The organism is Brevundimonas sp. EU05-FHT14B07 (genome assembly GCF_058790795.1).
In genome coordinates, this window is sequence record NZ_JBYTCZ010000001.1 from 154544 (window position 1) to 175331 (window position 20788).

The following is a 20788-nucleotide window of genomic DNA, read 5'->3' on the forward strand; positions in this document are numbered from 1 at the left end:
GATGTTTCGCGGCGTCCCCTGAAGGGACAGCGTCCCGGGAGAAGTCAGCTGTCGATCGTCGTCATCAGAATACGAACCGTGCGCCTACGAAGTACTGGCGGCCGGTCGAGCCATAGTTGTTGACCACCGGATCGGCCTGATAGGCCCAGCGGGTGTCGGTCTGGTTGGTCAGGTTCAGCGCCTCGGCGGTGAAGGTGACATTGTCCGTCAGCTTGTAGGTGAAGGACGCATCCACGTTCAGCGTCTCTTCCGAGCCGATGAAGTCGTTGATCAGCGGCGAGTCGCACACGCCCGGATCGCAACCGCCCGACGCCAGCGGATAGGTGGTCTGATAGGCGGCGCGATAGGCCGACGAGACACGCGCGCTCCACTTCTCGACCTCATAGAAGATCGTGGCGTTGAACGATTTGGGCGAGGCGCCCAGGAAGGGCGCCGTGCCGGTCAGATTGCGGGCCGGGTCCAGGATGTATTCCAGCTCGGATTCGATCTGGGTGTAGTTGGCCTGGATGCCGAAGCCGTCGAACGGCGCGGGCAGGAAGGTGAAGTTCTGCTGATAGGCGATCTCAAACCCGTCCAGCTTACCGCCCGGCGCATCGTTGTACTGACGCACCTGGAAGGGCAGGTCCTGGTCGATATAGGCCCGGCGGCTGTCGGAGGCGACATCGGTCAGGCCGTCATAGGCGGCGCGCAGATTGGCGATCTGCTCGGCGTCGAAGATTTCGCTCAGCTTGCCTTCGCGCAGCACCACCTGCGGGAAGCTTTCGATCTCCTTGTGGAACACCGCGACCGACAGAATGGCGTCGCGGGCGAAATACCATTCGACGTTGAAGTCCAGATTGGACGCGCGGAACGGCTTCAGCTTGGTGTTGCCCAGGGTGATGGCCGCGTTGGATCCGTCGAACTGGGCCGGGTCGGCGCCGATGCCGACCGGAACGGTGAAGGCCGTCACGCCCGGCTGCAGGGCCGTCATCTGCGGGCGGGCCATCACCTTGGCCGCCGCGAAACGCAGCATCAGCTTGTCGTTCAGCTCCCACACCAGGTTCATCGACGGCAGGGTGTCGTTGTACTGGTTGTCGTTCTCGACCGGACGGCCGCTGGGCGAGCGTCCGCGGGAATCGATCTTGGTCTCGGCGCGGCGCAGACCGGCGTTGCCGCGCAGCTCGCCCATGAACAGCGGCACACGGAAGTCCATCTGGCCATAGTAGGACAGACTGTCCTCATCGACCCAGAAGGTGTTGACCCCGCCGTTGCGCAGGTCCGACAGACGCCAGTCGCCCCAGGCGTTGATGCAGTCGCAGTCGAAGCCGAAGCGGTTCTTGAAGGCTTCCAGATTGGGCGCAAAGAAGCTGGTCGGCGTACCTTCCGGCACATTCAGCCCGTCGCCCCAGCTGACCAGTTGTCCCATCTGGCCGACGGTCGTGGCGGCCGCCAGTCCGGAGCGCACGCCCTCCAGCAGCGACGGATTCATCGTGTCGCTGATCAGCCGCTCGTAGCGCGTGTAGTAGAAGTCGAATTTACGCTTGCCGATGCCGAACTTGAACGTGAAGTCGTCGTTCAGGTCCCAGACGAAGTCGGCCTTGGCGGTCCGGTAGCCGTTCTCGGTGATGGTCCGATAGTTGCGAATGGCCGAATAGCCCTTCACGAAATCCCAGCTGTTCGGATTGGCGACGTCGAAGCCGAACTTCATGATCGGCATATCGCCGCCTTCGCGATCGTCGTAGACGAAGTAGTCATTGCCCGCGACGCCCTGCCCCGAATCCAGCCGGATGAAGTCGACCAGCAGGCCGGTGTTCTCATTGGTCGATTTGGAATCACCGACCAGCAGCGACATGCGGAAGGTGTCGCTGAACTCGTGCTCGATATTGATCGAGTTCTGACGGAATTCGGTGGTGTAGCCGCCCTGATCGACCGCCGAGCGGAAGTCGACATTGCCCAGCACCAGATAGTCGGCGTTGGCGCCCGTCTCGCTCAGTCCCGCATCGATCAACCGCACCGAGGGCCGCCCGATGAACGCGCCTCGCATGGCCAAATACTGGGGGTGCGCGACGTAACCGACCGATCCCGGCTGGTTGTAGTAGTCGTAGACGTCCAGGTTGTTGGGATTGAAGCTGCCTGTTCCGGCGGCCAGGTTCTGATTGGTTGCGCCGGGCGCCGTGGTGAAGATCGGGGTGGAGCCATACAGCGACTGGCCGCAGTCGATCGCGTCGCGGAACTCTGTCGCGGCCTGGGTCGCGCAGTTGGCGTAGGCGGCGCGGCGGTTGGCGTAGGAGTTGTTGGTCGCGCTGGTCGTCGGATAGGTCTGGTAGCTGAACGCCGTGGTGGTGCGGTTGCCGTTGGTGTTGTTGCGGTTCAGGCCCACCGGACCGATCTGATAGTTGGTCGAGATCTGCGTCATCTTCGAATACAGATTGTCGAAGTTGATCGTGGTCCGCTCGGTCGGACGCCATTGACCCGACAGGGTCACCCCCAACCGGTCCTGCTCCACGTCGCGGTGGTTCAGCGTCGCCAGTGCCGGGATGCGCACCAGCGAGCCGCGCGTCGCGCCGCCGTTGATCAGATTGTAGGCGGCCGGGTTCGAGCCGATCAGCAGATTGCGCGCCTCGGGATTGGTGACGCGGGGCAGGGCGGTGGCGGGATTGGTGCCGATGGGCAGGGCGAAGCCCTGGTGATCGCCGGCCGCGTTGGTCCCCACATTGTTGAACGTCGCGCCGCGATAGGTGTAGTCGAACGAGCCGACCTGACGCGAATAGCTGTCGATGGCCTGGGTGCGCTCATTGTAGGCGACCGAGCCCAGGAGCCCGAATTCGCCGACCTTGCTGGTCCAGCGGTCGGACGCCAGCAAGGCGAGGCGCGGATTGTGGGTGCCGCCGTTCTCGTAATAGGCGTCCTGAAGCGTCAGGGCCAGGCGGCGTTCCTTGAAGTCGAACGGACGTCCCGAGATCAGATCGACCGTGGCGCCCAGCGAACCCTCGTCCGTCTGGGCGTCGGCGGACTTCTGAACCTTCAGTGAGTTGAACAGCTCGGACGCGAAGGTGTTGAACTGGAAGCCCCGGTCGCGACGCAGGGCGCCGTCGGCATTGCTGGCGCCCGAGGTGGACAGGGTCTCCAACCCGTTCAGACGCACGCGGGTGAAGTCGCCGCCCAGGCCGCGCACCGAGATCGAGTTGCCTTCGCCGTTCTCGCGGTCGATCGACACGCCCGGGATCCGCTGCAGCGACTCCGCCAGGTTGGCGTCCGGGAAGTCGGCGATGTCCTCGGCGTTGATGACGTCGACGATGGTGTTGGAGCGGCGCTTTTCGGTCAGGGCGCTGGCCAGCGACGCACGGATGCCGGTGACGACGATCTCACCGACTTCGGTGGCGTCCTCGCTGGGAGTCTCCTGCGGCTGGACCTGCGCCTGAACCGGGGCGGCGAACAGCATGGCCCCCATGACGAGCGCGACCGGCGAGGCCGCCGCGCACAGATATCCCGTGGGTTGAGTTCTCATCCGCTTCCTCCGTTTCGTCGTGCTCCAGACCTCTTTGCGGGTCGGATGCCGACAGTCCCCTGTCCCTCGAACGCCGAGGAACTCCAAAATCTCGTGATGAGATCGACGCGCCCTAAGCATCAATGTCACCGGTGTCATAAAACGAAAAACCGTGTTTCGCCATACCCAAATATTCGAGGCGCATCATAGCGCCTTGAACGTGAAGTTCTTGAACCGCGCCTCGCCGTCGCCGGCCGCGTAGATGCCGGGCCGCAACATCATGAAGCCGCCGCGAACATTTTGATTATAGCCCGAGACCTCCATGCCCCGGTCAAACCGCTGCCAGGTCACGCCGTCGCCCGAGGTGTCGAAATAGACGTTCTGGTAGGCGTTGGTCAGACGAATGAACATGCGTCGTCCATGCGGATTGGCCGGACGCCCCCGCTCGATCCCGTACTGGTGGGTGACGTAGCGGGTCGCGTCGAAACCGAGGCCCGCATACAGCGCCCGGTCGTAGAACAGGATCAGGCCCGCCACCGCGCCGGGATCGATCTCGACCTCACACTCGATCTGATAGGCCTGTTCGCCCTGGACGAAGGTCAGGGGCGAACAGTCGACCGGCGCCTTGCCCTTGGCCTTCATGTGCAGCACGCCGTTCTCGCGACGCAGGCGATCCTTCTCGTTCGGCTGCGGGTCGTAGAAGCTCCACTGGATGCCGAACTTGTCGGTCGAGAAATCGTCCGACAGGGCCATGCCGTGCGGCACGGCCTCGCCGCCCTGGGGCTTGGCGATGGGCTGGGACAGGTCGCCGCCTTTCGCGCGGAACCAGCCGTCGTCGGTCCATTCGATGGGGTCCAGCAAGGTCTGGCGGCCCAGGCTCCAATAGGCGTTCTCATAGCCGTGATAGACCATCCACCAGTCGCCGTCTGTCGGCCCCTCGACCAGGGTGGCGTGGCCGCGCGACCACCATTTCTCGGCGCCCGAGGCGGTGCGGACGATGGGGTTGTGGGGGCAGTCTTCCCACGGGCCGTCGATCGACTTGGACCGTGCGGCGATGACCATATGACCGGTCGGCGGGCCGGCCGTGCCACCGATGGCGGTGATCATGTAGAAATAGTCGTCGCGCCTCAGCAGCTTGGGCCCTTCCTGGGCGAAGCCTTCGACGATCCAGTCTTCGGGATAACGCCAGGCCTTGTAGACGCCCCGTTCGACCGGACCGTCGGTCGCCAAACCGTCGTCGGTCAGTTTCGCCCGGTCGCCGCCGTTCAGGAACAGATAGCGTTTGCCGTCCTCGCCGACGATGTGACCGGGGTCGATGTTGGCCGGGATCTTCAGGTCGATGGGCTCGCTCCAAGGTCCTTCGATCCTGTCCGCCCAGATGACGTAGTTGGAGCGGTATTCCGGGAAGCGGGCCGGGATGTAGCAGTAAAATCTGCCCTCGTGCCTGATCAGTTCCGGCGCCCAGACCGAGCCGATGTTCGTCGTCAAGGCCGCGACCACCGGCTGCCAGTTCACCAGATCGCGCGAATGCCAGATATGGATGCCCGGCACCGACTCGAACGACGAGAAGGTCATGTAGTAGTCGTCGCCGTCCTTCAGGATCGACGGATCGGGGTGGTCGCCCGACATGATGGGATTGAGGAAGGTCCCGTTCCCGAGATCGGCCTTACGCTGGCCCTCTATCCCCCGCCGCCATTTCATCGACGCCCATTCGCGACCGAGCGGCGCTGCCTCTTCGTTCGTTTGGGCGAAGGCTGAACGCACCGGCAGGGCAGAGGCGGCGACACCGCCCAACAGGCCGGTCAAGGCGGCGCGACGGTCGATGTTTTTCATGGCGCGTCCTCCCTCCAATCAAGGCCGGGAAACGCCGGTTAAATCCGCCGTGCTCCGACTTGACCCGTCTCCTCTGTCTGCCGCTCTGATGACGGCTTCCGGCTATGACACCGGTAGACATTTTCAATAGATAGACATGGAAAGATCGTTCTGACTAGAGGGTTTCGAAGCGACGCCTTTGAACAGGCCGTGGCAACGCTCATGGCAATTGGAGGTTCGTCGGACGCTTGACGCTTAGGGACATCCCGCGCCGGGTCGCGCGGGATGTCCTTGTGTTCGGCCTAGCGACGTACGCGCAGTTCCAATTCGCCGATGCGGCGGCTCAAGTAGGCCGTGTCGTCGGACGAGGGGCTGGTGCGGCTATAGGCGGCGTCCAGGCGTGCGAGGTCGCCGGCCTCGACGCGGATGTCGGCGGCCTCGGTGCGGCTGACGGCGCCCGAGCGTTCGGCGGCGGCCAGGGCGGTTTCCAGGTTCGCCAGACGGGTGCGGGCGGGCAGGTTGGCGGACGGCGTCTGTCCGGCTGGGCCGTCGCCGACGCGCAGGTCCAGGGCGTCCAGACGCGCGTCCAGATCGGCGCGCTCGCTCGCGCTGATGGAGCCGTCAGCGCTGTAGCGGCTCTCCAGTTGGATCAGGGCCTGATAGTCGGATTTCAGGCGCGTCGCCTCGGTGCGCGTGATGCGGCGCGCGGTCACGGCGGCGTTGACGCGGGTGTCGAACTCCGCACGGCCCTGGGCGACGGTGTCCATGTCGGCATAGCCCGAGGCGCCGGCTTCCAGCGTTTGGGTAAGGGCGGTGTAGCGGGCGTTCAGATCCGCGCGTTCCTGGGCCGAGATGCCGCCGACGGCGTATTGGTTCTCCAGATCAACCAGGGCCGCATAGTCCGCGCGCAGGCGCGTCGCGGCCGAGGCGGAGACGCCGCCGGCGCGCACGCTGGCGTCCACGCGGGTCAAGAACTGGCTCTGGCCGTCACGCAACGGACGGCCGCCGCGCAGCCAGGCCTGATCCATTGCCGACAGGCCCAGACGATCGCCGAACAGGGCGCCCACGACCGCGCCCAGCCGATCCTGTGTCGTCGAGGGGTATTGCGTCTGGGCGACTGCAGCGCCGCCCGCGAGGGTCAGGGCGGTGGTGGCGATCAGGGCGAGGCGGACGTTGCGCATGGGAAGGTTTCTTGTCGGTTGATGTCAGCCGACAAAACGATGGTCGTCCGGCTTGGTTGCCTGCCTGCGCCTCAGTCGCGGATGAAGTGCGGCACGAAGCGCGAGGTGTTCCTCGTGATGCGGCCCGTGTCCTCGCGCAGGCTGATGCCCGCCGGTTCGGTTCCCACCAGCCACGACCCGACGATCACATGATTGCCGTCGAACAGGGGCGGATCGCACAGCGCCTGGCGGATATAGCGCCCCTCGCCATAGCCGCCGTCCACCACCTCTGCGGCGCTGACGCCCTGGTCGATCAGTTCGACATTGTCGCCCTCGCGCGAGAACAACGGCTTGCGCACATAGGACGAGCCCAGCGCCGCCTCGGCCGGATCACCCTCGAAATAGCTTTCCAGCAGGTTGGGGTGGCCCGCATGCCGCTCCCACAACAGAGGCAGGATGGCCTTGTTGGACAGGATGCTCTTCCACGCCGGCTCCAGCACGGTCACGTCCGCCGTCGGCAGGGGCGCGGCGTAGTCGTCGCGCAGCATCTGCTCCCACGGATAGAGCTTGAACATCGCCTGGATGATCCAGTTCTCGTGATCGACGAACCGGCCGTCGGCGTTCAGCCCGATCTGGTCGATGGCGACGAACTGGGGCTCCAACCCGGCCTGCTGGGCCAGGTCTTCTAGGAAGCGCACCGTCTGGCGGTCCTCGACGAACTCGGCGTCCGAAGCGAAATGCACGAAGCCGCCGTTCGGGAAGATGGCGCGGAACCGATCGACCAGCTTCTCGTGCAGGCTGTTGAACTGATCCGCATCGGCGGGCAGGGCGCCGGCCTTGATCTGGTCCTCCAGCCACAGCCACTGGAACACGGCCGTCTCATAGATGCTGGTCGGGGTGTCGGCATTGTATTCATACAGCTTGGCCGGACCCGTCCCGTCCCCCGAGCCGGCATAGGCGAAGTCGAACCGGCCGTAGAGGGACGGATCGCCCCGCTTCCAGCTGTCGGCCACATAGTTCCGCATGGTCTCGGGAATATCGAGCTGCTCCATCAGCCGCTCGGACTGAACCGCCTCGTTGACCAGCTCCAGGCACAGGCCGTGCAGTTCCTCGGTCGGCGCCTCGATCCCGTCCTCGATCTCGGCCAGCGAAAAGGCATAGGCCGCCGTCTCGTCCCAATAGGGTTTGCCGTCGGTGTGGCGCCAGGTGAAGCCGAGTTCCTCGGCCTTGGCGTCCCAGTCGGTGCGGGGATCGAAGCGCAGACGCTCCATGGATCAGGCCGGGTCTTTGTCAGGCGTGGATTGGCCGATGCGCGGCGTGACCACCGTCACCTCCGGCTGGCTCAGGCGCGCCAGGACGTCGTCGGCCGAGGAATGTCCTGGCAGGATGCCGGCCTCGCGCAGCTTGGCGTCCAAGTCCGCGCCGGTGCGACGATCCTCCAGCGCCTGGCTGGCGTTCAGCTTCTCTTCCTGGATCGCCTGGCGCTGTTTGATGCGTTGCAGGCTGTCCGCCGCCGAGCCGATGCGGGACTGGGCGCCGGCCGAGTTCAGGGCGACCGACGTCTGGGCCTTCTGGACGGAATCGTTGACCTTGACGATGTCGATCTCGCGACGAAGCGTCTCGATCTTCTGGTCTGTCGAGGCGATGGCCGTGCGCAGGCGCGTCTCGGCCGTCTTCATGTCCTCGATCAGCGGGCCGCGGCTGGTGATCTCGACCTCCAGCTCGGCGATGCGGCCGGCGACTTCGCGCGCCAGATCAGTCTTGCCCTGACCCAGGGCTGTGCGGGCCGAGCTTTCGTATTTGGCGACCTGGTCGCGGAAGCTGGCCATCTCGTTTTCGGCCATGCGGCGGCGCGCCACCAGGCCGGCCAGGTCATCGCGGGCCTTGCCCTGGGCGTTGTCGGCGTCGCGGATTTCCTGGTCGAGGATCTTCAGCGCATTGGCGTCGACGACGCCCTGGGCCGCATCGTGGGCCGAGCCGCGGAACAGGGCGGACAGTTTTCTGAGCATGGACATGGTCGGTCTTCCGGGATCAGGCGGCGTCGGCGCCGAAGGTTTCACGCAGTTCGGTGGCGTCGATCGCATTCTCGGCCAGGGTGCGCAGTTCGATCAGGATGGTCTGAAGCGTCGTCTTGCAAGAGAGTTCGCCCATCAGCTCATACACGTCTTCGCCACCGACATTGGTGATGGCGAAGTTGGACAGGGGCACCACGCGCTGGGCCTTCAGCAGGAACTCGTTGAAGGCGTGGCGATCCTTCTGTTCGGATACGGGCCACAGCAGGACCGAACAGACGATCTGGGCCCCGCCGACGCTCAGATAAACCGGCAGGTCGCCGTATTCGTGCATGGTCGCCAGCAGCACCGGCTCGGCGCCCTCGACGACGCGCAGGGTCATTTCGCCCTCGCGCAGCAGGGCGGACTCGTCCAACGCCGACTTGATGGCGGGCACGGTCCAGGGGGTCTCGATCACGGCGTCCATTTGATGGTCGTCTCCAGGGGTGATGGAATCGGAAGTGGGGCGGCGCGGGCGCCCCGCAAGCTGCGGCCCGCGCGTTGAATCGGTGACGATGGCGCGAACAGCCGCCTTGACGTCGTCGCGGGCGGCGGCCGGCACCCAAAGCTCCAGCTTGACCAGGCCCGCCTCACGACGCGCCTGTCGCCACGCACGAATGCGATCATTGGCGGAGGAGGAGGGCGATGTGTCGGTCGGCATATCGTTACATGAAACGCGTAACATGAACGCTTGACGTGACGCAAGATCAGACGGAATGTCGCGCTATGAACCGCCTCATTCGGTCGCATCGCTTCTGTTCGCTCGCCGTCGGCCCGCATCGGGCCTAGATAGTCGCCCATGTTCAAGAAGCTTTTCGGATCGTCGGAGAAGGCCGCGCCCGCCAATCGGCTGGCGACGGTGCGCAACATCACCGTGGGCCGCACCGTGTCGTTGGATCCGCTGGCCTGGCGCAGGCTGGGCGACGAGACGCATTTCACCCTGGATCGCGACGTGCTGGACATCTCGGCGCAGGGGCTGGTCAGCCTGGACAGCGGCCAGTTCGTCCATCGCTTCTACACCGACGATCACGTCATGCTTCAGGCCATGAGCGATGACGAGGCCGGGCTGGAATCCTACGACTTCAGCCTGTTCGTGCCCTGGACCTCGGCCTATCCGCCGGGCGAGCGTGACCGCCGCATCTGGCGCGACCGACTGTCGGCGCCGGTCTTTCGCGGCGCGGCCGAGGAACTGCCCGACTATCCCCGCTTCTGGTTCGCAGAGAGCGACGCCATCCAGCCGCCCGTCACCCTGTGGGAAAGCGTCTGGGACGACCGCGCCGCGACCACCCCCTATGCGAAGATCTTCCAGACCTGCATGTTGTATGCACGCGAGCTGTCAGATGGGCGCGAGCTGATGATCGCCCTTGAGCAGCAGCCCGAGGGCGGCGAGACGACGCACGAAATCATGATCGGCATTCCGCTGGAAATGGCCGAGTTCCGCGCCTGAGCGCGCAATCCGAGGGGCAAGACCGATGTTCGACTGGTTCATTTTTCAGCAGGGGGCGATCGCCTTCCTGATCGCCTTCGCCATGGCGGGCGCCTTCACCCTGGCCTTCAAGCTGGTCTACCAGTGGGTCACGCCGTATCACGAGCATACGCTGATCCGCCAAGGCAACACCGCCGCCGCAATCGCGCTGGGCGGCGCGCTCATCGGCTATGTCTTGCCTCTGGCCTCTGCCCTGTCGCACACCGTCAGCCTGATGGAGTTTGCGGCCTGGGCCCTTCTGGCCGGCGTGATCCAGATCGTCGTCTTCGTCGCCATCAGCCGCATGGCCTTCCGCAATCTGGTCGTCCGCATCGAGGCGGGCGAGATCGCCGCGGCTGTCTATCTGGCCTCCATCTCCATCTGCGTCGGCCTGCTCAACGCCGCCTGCATGACGTCGTGAACCCATGACCGACCCCAAAGACCTGCCCCAGAACCTGGCCAAAACCGACACCATGCGCAGGCTCAAGCGCTCGCGCGTCCTGCACGTCAGCAGCCTGATGGCGACGGCCAGCTTCTCGCTGGCCGCCTGCGGCTCGCCCCAGCGCGTGCCGGCGCCCGAGCCCGAGCCGACCCTGGCCTATCAGTCGTTGGACGAGTGCAAGGCCGCCAACGACATTCCCGACAACGAATGCGACGCCGCCCTGACCAAGGCTCAGCAAGAGGCCGCCAAGACCGCGCCGCGCTACGCCACGCGCGAGGAGTGCGAGGGTCAGTGGGGACCGTCGCAATGCCAGCCGAACAACAACGGCGGCTCCTTCTTCACCCCGCTGCTGACCGGCTTCATCGTCGGCCAGATGCTGAACGGCGGCGGCTATCGCGGCGGCGGACCGCTGTACCGCGACCGCGAGGGGCGGCTGTCGAACGGCTATGGCGGCGGCTACGCCTACCGCGACTATCGCACCGGCAAGACCCTGACCAACGCGCGCGAGCATGGTGACGTCGCTCGTCAGGCCCCGACGCGGGTGCAGAGCCGAACCACCGTCGTCTCGCGCGGCGGCTTCGGCGGCGGCGGCCGAGGCTACGGCGGGTGATACAGTTCTGGCGCCGGGCGCCGGTCTTCCCCTAATAGGGATCGCTCTCACGCTTCACGACAGACCGGACCGCCTCGCCTCATGACCGCATCGCCGCCCCCGAACGGAGGCCTGGACGTCGAAAGCTGGGGCGACCCCGAGGATCCCATCGTCCTGCTGATCGGCGCGCCCGAGCGTCTGTCCGGCGACTGGCGCCGGTCGGTGCGCGCGCTGGTCGAGGCCGGCCGCAACGTCATGCTGACCGCCCACTTCGACGAGGCGGATGACAGCTCCGCCGCCCTGCGTCGACTGCTGACCGAACTTCCCTCTCGACCGGCCATCGTCTGTTCCGACACGACGTTGGCGGCCGTCGTCCCTGCGCTCGCCGTCACCGGCCCGGCCCTGGCAAGCTGTCTGGTGGTCGTCGCCGAAGGGCAGGGGGCTGTCTCGCCCGAGCTTGAGACACAGTTGGCCGGCGTTCCGATCCAGACGATCGCGCGCGCCGAGGCACCGGACGCGGTCGAGGCCGAGAACGCCGCCCTTCTGGGCTTCCTAGAACGCCACGCCCCGCGCGACGCCCTGCACTATCAGGCCGGTTCCGACCCCCGCACCCTGCGCGACGCCCTGGGCTGTTTCGCCACCGGGGTCACGGTGGTCACGACCCTGGACGAGGCCGGACAGCCCGTCGGCCTGACCGCCAACTCCTTCTCCTCGGTGTCGCTGGACCCGCCGCTGATCCTGTTCTGCCTGGCCCGCTCGTCCACCAATGTCGACCGCTTCCGCCAGGCCGAACATTTCGCCATCAACGTCCTGCATATCGGCCAGCAGCCGACCTCCGGCGTATTCGCCCGGTCTCACGCCGACCGGTTTCAGGACGTGGCGTGGGAGACATGGGACACCGGCGCGCCCATCCTCTCAGGCGCCCTGGCCAGTTTCGAATGCGGAACCGAACAGATCGTCGAGGCGGGCGATCACCTTGTCATCATCGGCCGGGTCAGGCGCGCCCGGTTCGAGCCGCGCCGCGATCCGCTGCTCTATTTCCGGGGCAAGTATCGGCGGCTGCACTTTTCCTGACCGGCCGGGATCGCTATCTCTCGCCCGAATATAGAGGAAGCCGTCCCATGTCCGCGACCACGTCCGCCGATCCCGTCGTCATCGTCTCCTACGCCCGCACCCCGATGGGCGGTTTCCAGGGCGCGCTGTCCGACGCCAAGTCCACTGACCTGGGTGCCGTCGCGGTCAAGGCGGCGCTGGACCGCGCGGGCCTCGATCCGCAGAAGGTCGAGCAGATCATCATGGGCTGCGTCCTGCCTGCGGGCCTGGGCCAGGCGCCGGCGCGTCAGGCGGGCATGGGCGCGGGTCTGCCCACCTCGACCGAGGCGACCACCATCAACAAGATGTGCGGCTCGGGCATGCAGGCGGCCATGATGGCGCACGATGCGCTTGCCGCCGGTTCGGCCGATGTGATCGTGGCGGGCGGCATGGAGTCCATGACCAACGCCCCGTATCTGATGCAAAAGCACCGGGGCGGCGCGCGCATCGGCCACGACGTCATTTCTGACAGCATGTATCTGGACGGGCTGGAGGACGCTTACACCCCCGGCAAACTGATGGGCCAGTTCGCCGAGGACACGGCCAAGGACTATCAGTTCACCCGCGAACAGCAGGACGCCTACGCCATCGAAAGCGCCGGCCGGGCCAAGCGCGCCCAGGATTCAGGCGCCTTCGACGCCGAGATCGCCTCGGTGGAGGTCAAGACCCGCAAAGGGCCCGTCACCGTCGACCGCGACGAACAGCCGACCAAGTCCGACCCGTCCAAGATTCCCAACCTGAAGCCCGCCTTCGGCAAGGACGGCACGATCACCGCCGCCTCGGCCGCCTCGATCTCGGACGGCGCCGCCGCCTTGGTCATGATGCGCCAGTCGACCGCCCAGGCCCTGGGTCTGACGCCGGTCGCCCGCGTCGTCAGCCAAGCCGCCCACGCCCACGAGCCGCACCTGTTCACCACCGCCCCGGTCTTCGCCCTGCAAAAGGCGCTGAAGAAGGCGGGTTGGAGCGCCGACGACGTGGATCTGTGGGAGGTCAACGAGGCCTTCGCCATCGTGCCGATGATCGCCATGCAGGAACTCGGCATTCCCCACGACAAGATCAACGTCAACGGCGGCGCCTGCGCCCTGGGCCACCCGCTGGGGGCATCCGGCGCCCGCGTCCTGACCACCCTGCTGTCCGCCCTGAAAGCCCACGGCAAGACCAAGGGCATGGCCGCCCTGTGCATCGGCGGCGGCGAAGCGACGGCGATGGGCGTAGAGTTGGTGTAGTGCGTCCTGCGGGTTGCTTTAGCGGACGTAGCGAGCGTCAGCTAAGGGTGGGAAGCGGACGCTTAGATTCCTGATGCTTTCTGCCCCTCAGCTATCACGCTGCGGAACGTTCGAGCCCTTTCGGCGGGCGGCAGTGCGTTGATCTCTTCCATGATGCCCAAAGCAAAATGGCAACTGGCTGCCTTCTGATCCACGGTCGTGGCCAGTGCTGGTTGGAAATCGATAGACGTCAGAGCCGTCACGTCAGCGGATGACAACCGACCGAAGGTTCGTTCGGCGAGAGGCTGGAATTTTGCCTCATCAATTGGCTCCGGCGTTACGGTCGGCAGGCTTGCGGTCTCTTTCAGGATGTCAGCCATCAGGGCCATTTCCTCGTCAGCCATCTCGCGAGGGAACACCTTTGTTGGATCAAACGAAACGTGCCCCGGCGTGTTGAGCAGTTCGTGGCAGTACTGCGGGTTCTGGCCTTGCAAGAATGTCGCCTGCTTTACAATGAACGCAAGTTGACGGCTGATCGTCTCATCGCTCGCCTTCACCATTTGCAGGCTAAAAATCCCTAAAAGGCGAGGGCGGATGCGATTGATCGTCTGCAGGTTTGTCTCGCCTGCTTTGATACTTTCAACAGCAGTGTCGCGCATTACCGCATAATCGGCGGGGTAGTAGTCGTGCAGAACCTTGAACGCAGGAATCACCGCCAACTCTGCGTCCGCTTTAGCTTGGATCGAACTATTGGGCTGAACATAAAGAGACAACTGGTCGATGGGCGCTATACGGACCACGGCGATCCCCACCATGAGCGCTACGAACTGAGCAATCCTTTGTCCCTTCGCGCTAAGGCCGAGATGTTTGTGTGCAACCCATGCGAGGCCTGCTCCGACGCCGGCGATGACGCCACAGATCAATGCTGAAAGTAGAATGTTCATAGAGACTTCCCCACCCCACCATATCGTGCAGGCCTAGAACTGAGCAAGGCCTTAACAGAGCGCGAATTCTGTTCGTAGACGTTGCCAAAACAACGGACAGATATACGCCCGCGTAAGAAATCTAATATCCTTGGCTGACGCTGTTGCCGTATCCGATCAGAACGGCGCCGAGCAACAATATGGCGACCACAGCGACAATGCCTGTCGTGCTTGGATCGCTGTGTGTCACCACGTTGCCGGGGTCTTGGTCCCAACTCGACGCACCCTGCTTTTTGAGGTGATTGTAAGCCGCGATTTGCGTGAAGAACGCTACGATCGGGATGCCGAGACCGAACCCAACCAAATAGACCCCAAGCTCGCGCTTGAAGGCTCCGCCAAAATCCAGCTTTCGGCCGTCTTTAGTTACCTTGATGCCGAGCAATGATTTTCCGAACGTCGTACCCCAGGTGGAGAGCAGCAAAGCCTGAACAGGAACGGCAAGGGCCAGCAGGACTAGTCCTACGATCGTGTCGCTTGTTTCGCTTGTCCAACGCGGGAACAGCATTTCGGCTAACACGGCCAAGACGATAACAATGATCCAGACGTCAACGAGTTTAGCCCAATAGCGAATCCAAGGTCTCGGTGGAGAGGAAGCGATGGCGGATTTTTCCTCTCGCTCGCGCGAACTCTCCCAAATCAAGTCGTCGGGGAGATCAGGCTCGCAGGATGAGAGGGGTGAACCTTCGGCGAGCGTCGGCCTATCGTCCGGCGACTTGTGTGGTTGAACCGAATTAGCTCCCTGCGGCGAGCCAACCGCCATTCCACACGCTCCGCAAAACCTCGCCCCGGTGGGCAAGGTTGACCCGCAATTAGTGCAATACATCGTCGCCCCCAAGCGTGAGTTGCGACGCTACACTCGTTTGTGGCGAGGCGGAAAGCTCCGCATTGCGACACTCGCTCGAAGGTCCGCATTGGATCGAAAAGCGACATCGCTTTCAGGACCAGTATAGCGTCAGGCAACCGCCCTAAGCCGCGAACGCCGCCCGGATCGGCTGAACCGTCTGGTCCGGGCGTTTCACCGGCAGGTCGAAGCTGACGACCGTGCCGACGCCCGGCTGGCTTTCCATGCTTAGCTGCCCGCCGTGCATCTCGATCAGGGACTTGGTCAGGGCCAGGCCCAGGCCGGTGCCTTGGGTGGTCTTGGAATGCTGGCCCTCGACCTGTTCGAACGGGCGGGCCAGGCGCACCAGGTCCTCGGGCGCGATGCCGATGCCGGTGTCGGCGCAGGCGACGCGGACGCGGTCCTCGCCCTCGGCGCCCACGAAGGGCTTCAGCGACACGACGATGACGCCGCCCTCGGGCGTGAACTTCACGGCGTTGGAGATCAGGTTCAGCATCACCTGTTTGACGCCGCGCTGATCGGCCTCGATGTCGGGCAGGTCGCCGGCCTCGACCGCGATCTTCAGGCCCGCTTCCTGCACCTTGCCGCGCATCAGCCGCACCGCGTCCTCGCACACCTCGCGCAAGGACACCGGCTCATAGTGCAAAGTCATCTTGCCGGCCTCGATCTTGGCCATGTCCAAGACGTCGTTGATCAGGCTGAGCAGGTGCTGGCCCGACTTCAGGATGTCGCCGGCGTAACCCTTGTATTTCTCGTTCAGCGGCCCGAACAGCTCGCTGGCCATGATCTCCGAGAAGCCGTTGATGGCGTTCAACGGTGTGCGCAGTTCGTGGCTCATATTGGCCAGGAACTCGGACTTGGCCTGGTTGGCGGCCTCGGCCCGGGTCATGGCGACCTCGTATTTGCGCGCCAGCAGCGACAGCTTCTCCTGGCTGGATTCCAGCTGATCGACGGTGGCCCGCAGATCGTCGGCGGCGCGGCGGCGCTCGGCCTCCTGGCGTTTGATCGCGGTGATGTCGGCGGCGGTGACGACCGAGCCGCCTTCGGAGGTGAACCGCTCGGACAGTTGCAGCCAGCGCCCGTCGTTCAGCTCGACCTCGCGCAGGCCCGCACGACCGCTGGCCGGGCGATGCTCGGCCTTGATGGCCAGGCCGGCGATCCGGTTCAGCTCGTCCTTCATGGCGCCGCGCCGCACCACGCCGTGATCGAAGCCGAAGGCGTCCTCGAACGCCTGGTTCCACAGGATCAGCCGCCCCTGACGATCGAACAGGACGAAGGCCTCGGAGATGCTCTCCACCCCGTCGCGCAGCCGGCTTTCGGCGGCCTGGGCGGCGGCCTTGGCGCGGCGGGCCTCGGTGATGTCCAGCGCGACGCCCAGGATTGCGGAAAAGCCCATGTCGCCGCGCTCGCCGCGCGCCTGGCCCCGCGCGTCGATCCACCGCGCCCGCCCGTCCGGTCCCGCCACCGGGAAGGTGATCTCAAAGGCGCCATAGGCCGCCGCCTGGCGCAGGGCGTGGCGGAAATCTTCCTGAAAGCGGGGATGGACGCGGCCGATCACATCTTCGGCGTCGGTCACACCGCCGCGCGAAAAGCCCAGCAGCGCGGCCATATAGTCCGACAGCGACACCTCGCCCTTGGCCAGATCCCACTCCCACACCCCGCACCGCGCGGCTTCGACGGCGATGCGGAACCGCTTTTCGGTCGCCACCCGTTCGCGGTGCTGGCGCGTCTGGCGCAGGCCGTAGAGGACGAACAGAACCACGACCCCGACACCCAGCATTAGCGGCGCGAGCACCACCCAGGCGTCGTCGAAGACGGAGGCGGTCGTCCCTTCCGAGATTGCGACCACATAAGGGCCGCCCGCCCGGGCCTGAGCGGCCGCAGCGAGGCCGGCCTGCCCCCCCAGCGTCACGGCGCGCGGTTCGGCCTGACCGACCAGGGCCGAGGCATCGACGCCGATCAGGGTGCGGATGGGTTGGCCGATCTCGGCGGCGCGAGCCGAGGCCAGCACCACGCCGCCCGCCGACACGATCCGCGTCTCGCCGCCTGTCGGCAGGACCGGCGCGATCCGCGCCTCCAGCCTCAGACCGTCGGCATTGGCCTGGCCGGCGGCGACCGATCCTTCGCCCTTGGCGGCCTGCACCGTCTCGCCGGGACCGACCAGGGTGAAGGCGACCTTGGGCGCGGCGGCCTGCGCGGTTTCCACGACCTCTATGGGGGCGCGTTTGGCGACAATGGCGGTGCGACCCGCGGCCAGGCCCGCATCGGCCGACTGGATCAGCGCCGCGGTCTGGCTGGCGACCAACTCGGCGCTCAGCTTCAGATTTTCGGCTTCCAGGCGGCTGATTTCGCGGGTCGGCCGGCTGAACTCGCGCGACGCCATCAGGGCATAGGCGGCCGCGATCAGCGCCAGGACCAGGACGGCGATCCGCAACCAGGCGGGCGCGCCGGCGGCGCGATCGGAGGCGCGACGCCCCGACCGATTTTCCCGCCGCTCCTCGTCCCGCAAGCCCCGACCCTCCGACAAACACTTCGTTGCGGGAATCTAGGCTGCGTCGCGGATTCGTGTCGAGGCTCGGCGCGCGCTTTTAACGGGTTTTTAAGCGGCGGCGACCGGCGACAGCAGGCGGTCGGGCGCGGGCTCCAGCACACGCGTCACCCCATGCAGCACATCGCGCGCCTGTCGGGCCAGGGTCAGGACGGCCGGCGGCGCATCGTCCGGCGTCTCGGCGACCAGATCCACCAGATCCTGGGCCACGCGCATCAGCTGCGGCGCGGCGGCGATCAGGCGGGCCTGAAACTCGATATGCTGAGGATCACGGTCGTATTCGGCGCCCGGCACGCGCCAACCACCCCAGTCCGCCCGATCGGTGACGACGACCGGATAGGTGCCGGGATGGGGGTGATGCAGGCAATCCTCGGGCAACTGCCATTTGTTGCGCGCGCGCAGCAGCCGCCAGTCGCCCAAGCCTTGGTCCGAGGCCGGATCGTCGGTCGCCAACAACAGTTCGTTGGCGGTGAACTCGCGCCCCAGACCGACGTCATAGGTGACGCGTACGGGCTCTTCGAATCCCTTGGCCCAGACGGGCTGGACCTGTTCGATAAAGGCCCAGGCGCCGACGCACTCGACCCAGACCTTCTGACCCTTCTGGAACTGCGCGCGCGCCATGCCATCCTCCGATATCCGAAGGATCAGCATGAACGACGATCCTTGACGCCCGGTGTCGGGGCGCGGTTACGCAGGTCTTAACGCGAGATGCTTTCCAGCGTCTCGCCGGCGTATTTCTCTTTCACGCGCGTCGACAGGTCGCCCAGCGATACAACGCCGACCACGCGGCCATGTTTGTCCACGACCGGGGCGCGTCTGATCTGCTTGGCGCCCATCAGGTCCAGCACGACCTTCAGGTCGTCGGTGTCCAGCACCGTCTGCGGATCGCGGGTGATGAACTCCACTACCGAGGCGCTGGAGGCGGCGCCCGTCGCCAGGGCGCGCACCACGATGTCGCGGTCGGTGATGGTGCCGATCAGCTGATCGCCGTCCGCCACAGGCACGAAGCCGAAGCCGCCCTTGGCCATGCGGCTGGCCACGTCCTGGATGGTGTCGGCGGGGCGGGCCAGATGCACGTCCTTGGTCATCACGTCGCGGATCTTCATGGCGGGTTTCCCTTGGTTGAAGCGTTGCGCTCAAAAACCCGCCGCGAGCGTGGCGGTTCCGGTCAGGGCGTCCGCATCGGAGGAAGGCCTTGGGCCGCCCGCACCATCTGAACGAACTCGGCCCGATCGCCATAGGGGTCTTCGCCCCTGGCTCCTTGCGCCTGATCGATGATCCGATCCCAGCCATAGTCGGCCGTCATCCACGGATCGCCCCGCAGTTTTTGACCGAAGCCGGCGACCGCGATCGCCCAGCGCGTGGCCTCGGGCGGCTGGGCGCTGACCGACCCGCCCGCGCGGTTGGTCAGCGGCTGCTGGATCAGGTCCGAGCGGCTCTGGCCCGGCTGTTTGTAGCGCACCTGGATAAAGCCGATCTCGCCGTTCGGATCGCCGCCGCCGACCCCGATACGGTTATCGGGATAGCGCCTTTCGGGAACCTGGGTCGGGCCGCCGACGGGGGTGATTTCGTACAGGGCCGTGACGCTGGCGCCGGATCCGACCTCGCCCGCGTCGACCTGGTCGTTGTTGAAGTCTTCCTCGTTCAGCAGCCGGGTCTCATAGCCGATCAGCCGCCATTCGGCGACGCGGGCGGGATTGAACTCGACCTGGATCTTGACGTCGTCGGCGATGGGGAAGGCCCCCTTGTCGAAGGCCGGCCCGAACAGCCGGCGCGCATCCCTCAGGTCCCTGACATAGGCCGCGACCCCATTGCCCGCCTGCGCGATGGTCTGCATCCGCGCGTCCTGATAGTTGCCGCGCCCGAAGCCATAGACCGACAGATAGATGCCCGTCCCGCGCTTGTCGGCGACATAGTCCTCCAGCCGCTTGTCGTCGGTCACGCCGACGTTGAAGTCGCCGTCGGTGAACATCAGAATGCGGTTGACCTTGTCACGCGCGAAGTTCGCCTGGGCCTGGTCATAGGCGTTGGTCATGCCGGTCGCCCCGGCCGTGCCGCCCGAGGCCTTCAGGCTGGCGACCGCACAGCGCATCTTCAGCTTTTCGTCGCCCTTCGTGGGCTGCAAGGTCGTGCCGGCGCCTTCCGCGTAATAGGTGACGGCCAGCGTGTCTTGCGGCCTCAGCCGATCGATGGCCAGGTTCATTGCCTTCTTGGCCAAGTCCAGCTTGTCGGGGCTCCGCATCGAGCCGGAGACGTCGACCAGGAAGGTCAGGTTCAGCGGCCGCTGCTCGCCCGCCGGCAGTTCGTAACCTTGCAGGCCGATGTGCACGATTTGACGCCCGTCAGCCCAGGGCGAGGCCGCGACCGCCGTCGTGATGGCGAAGGGCCGGGTCTGGCTGGTCGGCCGGGCATAATCATAGTCGAAGGCGTTGATCAGCTCCTCCACCCGCACCGCATCCTTGGGCGGCGCACGACCCTCGTCGATGAAGCGTTTCACGTTCGAATAGGACGCCGTGTCCACGTCGATGGAGAAGGTCGAGACCGGCTGATCGCTGGTCCGCTTCACCGGATTGGGCGTCGCATCAGGGTAGCGTTCGGTGTCGGCAGGGGGCGGCGTCATCATGCCGGGCGACGTCGGGGCGCCTGGTGATCGCGTGATCCGGGAGCCTGTGACGACAATATCTTGCGGCGCCATCGATGACGGCGCGGGGGCGGGCGATGGAGGCGGCGGAGGAGGAGGAGGAGGAGGAGGAGGAGGAGGCGGAGGCGCGCCGTAGGGGACGCGATCCTCCTTGCGTGTCGGTGTGATCCTCACCGGCGGGGTCGGCGGACCGGTGCGCGGCGCCGGCGGTGCGGCGACGGGCTCAGGCGATCCCAGCTCAAAACCAAGAGGCCGGCACGCCGCCGGCGTCGGTTCGCCATCCAACGGCTTGGCCAGGGCGACGCTCGGCACGGCGACCGGCGGCGCGGCGAACGAGAGGCTCAGAACGGACAGCGCCGCCATCCTGACGATGCGTGACATGGCTTCCTCCGGTTGTTGTCTTGACGCCAGTCGCGGGTCGTCCTGGGGCGAAACTGTGGCGCCAGATACCGCTCGACGCACGATGATCTTCCAGCGTGTCTTTCGTGTCCTC

The 20788-nt window shown here is 65.7% G+C and carries 17 protein-coding genes and 1 pseudogene; 5 read left to right on the plus strand and 13 right to left on the minus strand.

The features are described from left to right. Positions 1-64: 64 nt before the first annotated feature. From AC3WRC_RS00790 to AC3WRC_RS00815, 6 genes are all read right to left on the minus strand, one after another. Positions 65-3487: a TonB-dependent receptor domain-containing protein gene (locus tag AC3WRC_RS00790; protein ID WP_492302468.1), complete on the minus strand. Its 3423-nt coding sequence runs from the start codon at positions 3485-3487 to the stop codon at positions 65-67. 183 nt (positions 3488-3670) lie between these two features. Next, positions 3671-5299, minus strand: coding sequence for a family 43 glycosylhydrolase (locus AC3WRC_RS00795; protein WP_492302470.1), 1629 nt, complete (start codon positions 5297-5299; stop codon positions 3671-3673). A 281-nt stretch (positions 5300-5580) separates the two neighbouring features. Beyond that, positions 5581-6459, minus strand: a complete 879-nt coding sequence (locus AC3WRC_RS00800) for a hypothetical protein (protein WP_492302471.1) — start codon at positions 6457-6459, stop codon at positions 5581-5583. Positions 6460-6530: 71 nt separating this feature from the next. Next, a complete protein-coding gene (locus AC3WRC_RS00805) occupies positions 6531-7709 on the minus strand; it encodes a glutathionylspermidine synthase family protein (protein ID WP_492302473.1) in 1179 nt (392 codons plus the stop codon). Positions 7710-7712: 3 nt separating this feature from the next. Next, positions 7713-8453 carry a PspA/IM30 family protein gene (locus AC3WRC_RS00810; RefSeq protein ID WP_492302475.1) on the minus strand — a complete coding sequence of 247 codons (741 nt, stop codon included), beginning with the start codon at positions 8451-8453 and terminating at the stop codon, positions 7713-7715. Positions 8454-8469: 16 nt separating this feature from the next. Then, the gene (locus tag AC3WRC_RS00815; protein WP_492302477.1) at positions 8470-9150 is read right to left on the minus strand and encodes a YjfI family protein; all 681 of its coding nucleotides are present in this window, start codon (positions 9148-9150) and stop codon (positions 8470-8472) included. 138 nt (positions 9151-9288) lie between these two features. Between AC3WRC_RS00815 and AC3WRC_RS00820 the strand changes: the two genes are divergently transcribed. From AC3WRC_RS00820 to AC3WRC_RS00840, 5 genes are all read left to right on the plus strand, one after another. Further along, on the plus strand, positions 9289-9936 hold the full coding sequence (locus tag AC3WRC_RS00820) for a DUF2491 family protein (protein WP_492302478.1): 648 nt from the start codon (positions 9289-9291) through the stop codon (positions 9934-9936). A gap of 25 nt (positions 9937-9961) precedes the next feature. Next, positions 9962-10375 (plus strand): DUF350 domain-containing protein, encoded by a 414-nt coding sequence (locus AC3WRC_RS00825; protein ID WP_153923780.1) that lies wholly within the window; start codon positions 9962-9964, stop codon positions 10373-10375. A 4-nt stretch (positions 10376-10379) separates the two neighbouring features. Then, positions 10380-11006, plus strand: a complete 627-nt coding sequence (locus AC3WRC_RS00830; RefSeq protein ID WP_200918518.1) for a DUF1190 domain-containing protein — start codon at positions 10380-10382, stop codon at positions 11004-11006. Between the two features lie 81 nt (positions 11007-11087). Then, the gene (locus tag AC3WRC_RS00835; protein ID WP_492302480.1) at positions 11088-12059 is read left to right on the plus strand and encodes a flavin reductase family protein; all 972 of its coding nucleotides are present in this window, start codon (positions 11088-11090) and stop codon (positions 12057-12059) included. Between the two features lie 47 nt (positions 12060-12106). After that, on the plus strand, positions 12107-13303 hold the full coding sequence (locus tag AC3WRC_RS00840) for an acetyl-CoA C-acyltransferase (protein ID WP_492302481.1): 1197 nt from the start codon (positions 12107-12109) through the stop codon (positions 13301-13303). Positions 13304-13365: 62 nt separating this feature from the next. Here the strand turns inward: AC3WRC_RS00840 and AC3WRC_RS00845 are convergent, their stop codons facing one another. The 7 genes and pseudogenes from AC3WRC_RS00845 to AC3WRC_RS00875 all read right to left on the minus strand — a co-directional run bounded on the left by AC3WRC_RS00845 (position 13366) and on the right by AC3WRC_RS00875 (position 20277). Next, positions 13366-14226: a hypothetical protein gene (locus tag AC3WRC_RS00845; RefSeq protein ID WP_492302482.1), complete on the minus strand. Its 861-nt coding sequence runs from the start codon at positions 14224-14226 to the stop codon at positions 13366-13368. A gap of 121 nt (positions 14227-14347) precedes the next feature. Beyond that, the gene (locus AC3WRC_RS00850) at positions 14348-15025 is read right to left on the minus strand and encodes an RDD family protein (protein ID WP_492302987.1); all 678 of its coding nucleotides are present in this window, start codon (positions 15023-15025) and stop codon (positions 14348-14350) included. Continuing rightward, positions 15026-15088: pseudogene (locus tag AC3WRC_RS00855) on the minus strand (zinc-ribbon domain-containing protein); the annotation flags it as partial. Positions 15089-15230: 142 nt separating this feature from the next. Then, entirely contained in the window at positions 15231-17615 is a 2385-nt protein-coding gene (locus tag AC3WRC_RS00860) for a PAS domain-containing sensor histidine kinase (RefSeq protein ID WP_492302483.1), read from the minus strand. A gap of 90 nt (positions 17616-17705) precedes the next feature. Further along, positions 17706-18275 carry a hypothetical protein gene (locus AC3WRC_RS00865; protein WP_055805273.1) on the minus strand — a complete coding sequence of 190 codons (570 nt, stop codon included), beginning with the start codon at positions 18273-18275 and terminating at the stop codon, positions 17706-17708. Between the two features lie 77 nt (positions 18276-18352). Further along, complete coding sequence (locus AC3WRC_RS00870) at positions 18353-18760, minus strand: CBS domain-containing protein (RefSeq protein ID WP_055752885.1); 408 nt, start codon at positions 18758-18760, stop codon at positions 18353-18355. A gap of 62 nt (positions 18761-18822) precedes the next feature. Continuing rightward, positions 18823-20277 (minus strand): vWA domain-containing protein, encoded by a 1455-nt coding sequence (locus AC3WRC_RS00875; RefSeq protein ID WP_492302484.1) that lies wholly within the window; start codon positions 20275-20277, stop codon positions 18823-18825. Positions 20278-20788: the final 511 nt, after the last annotated feature.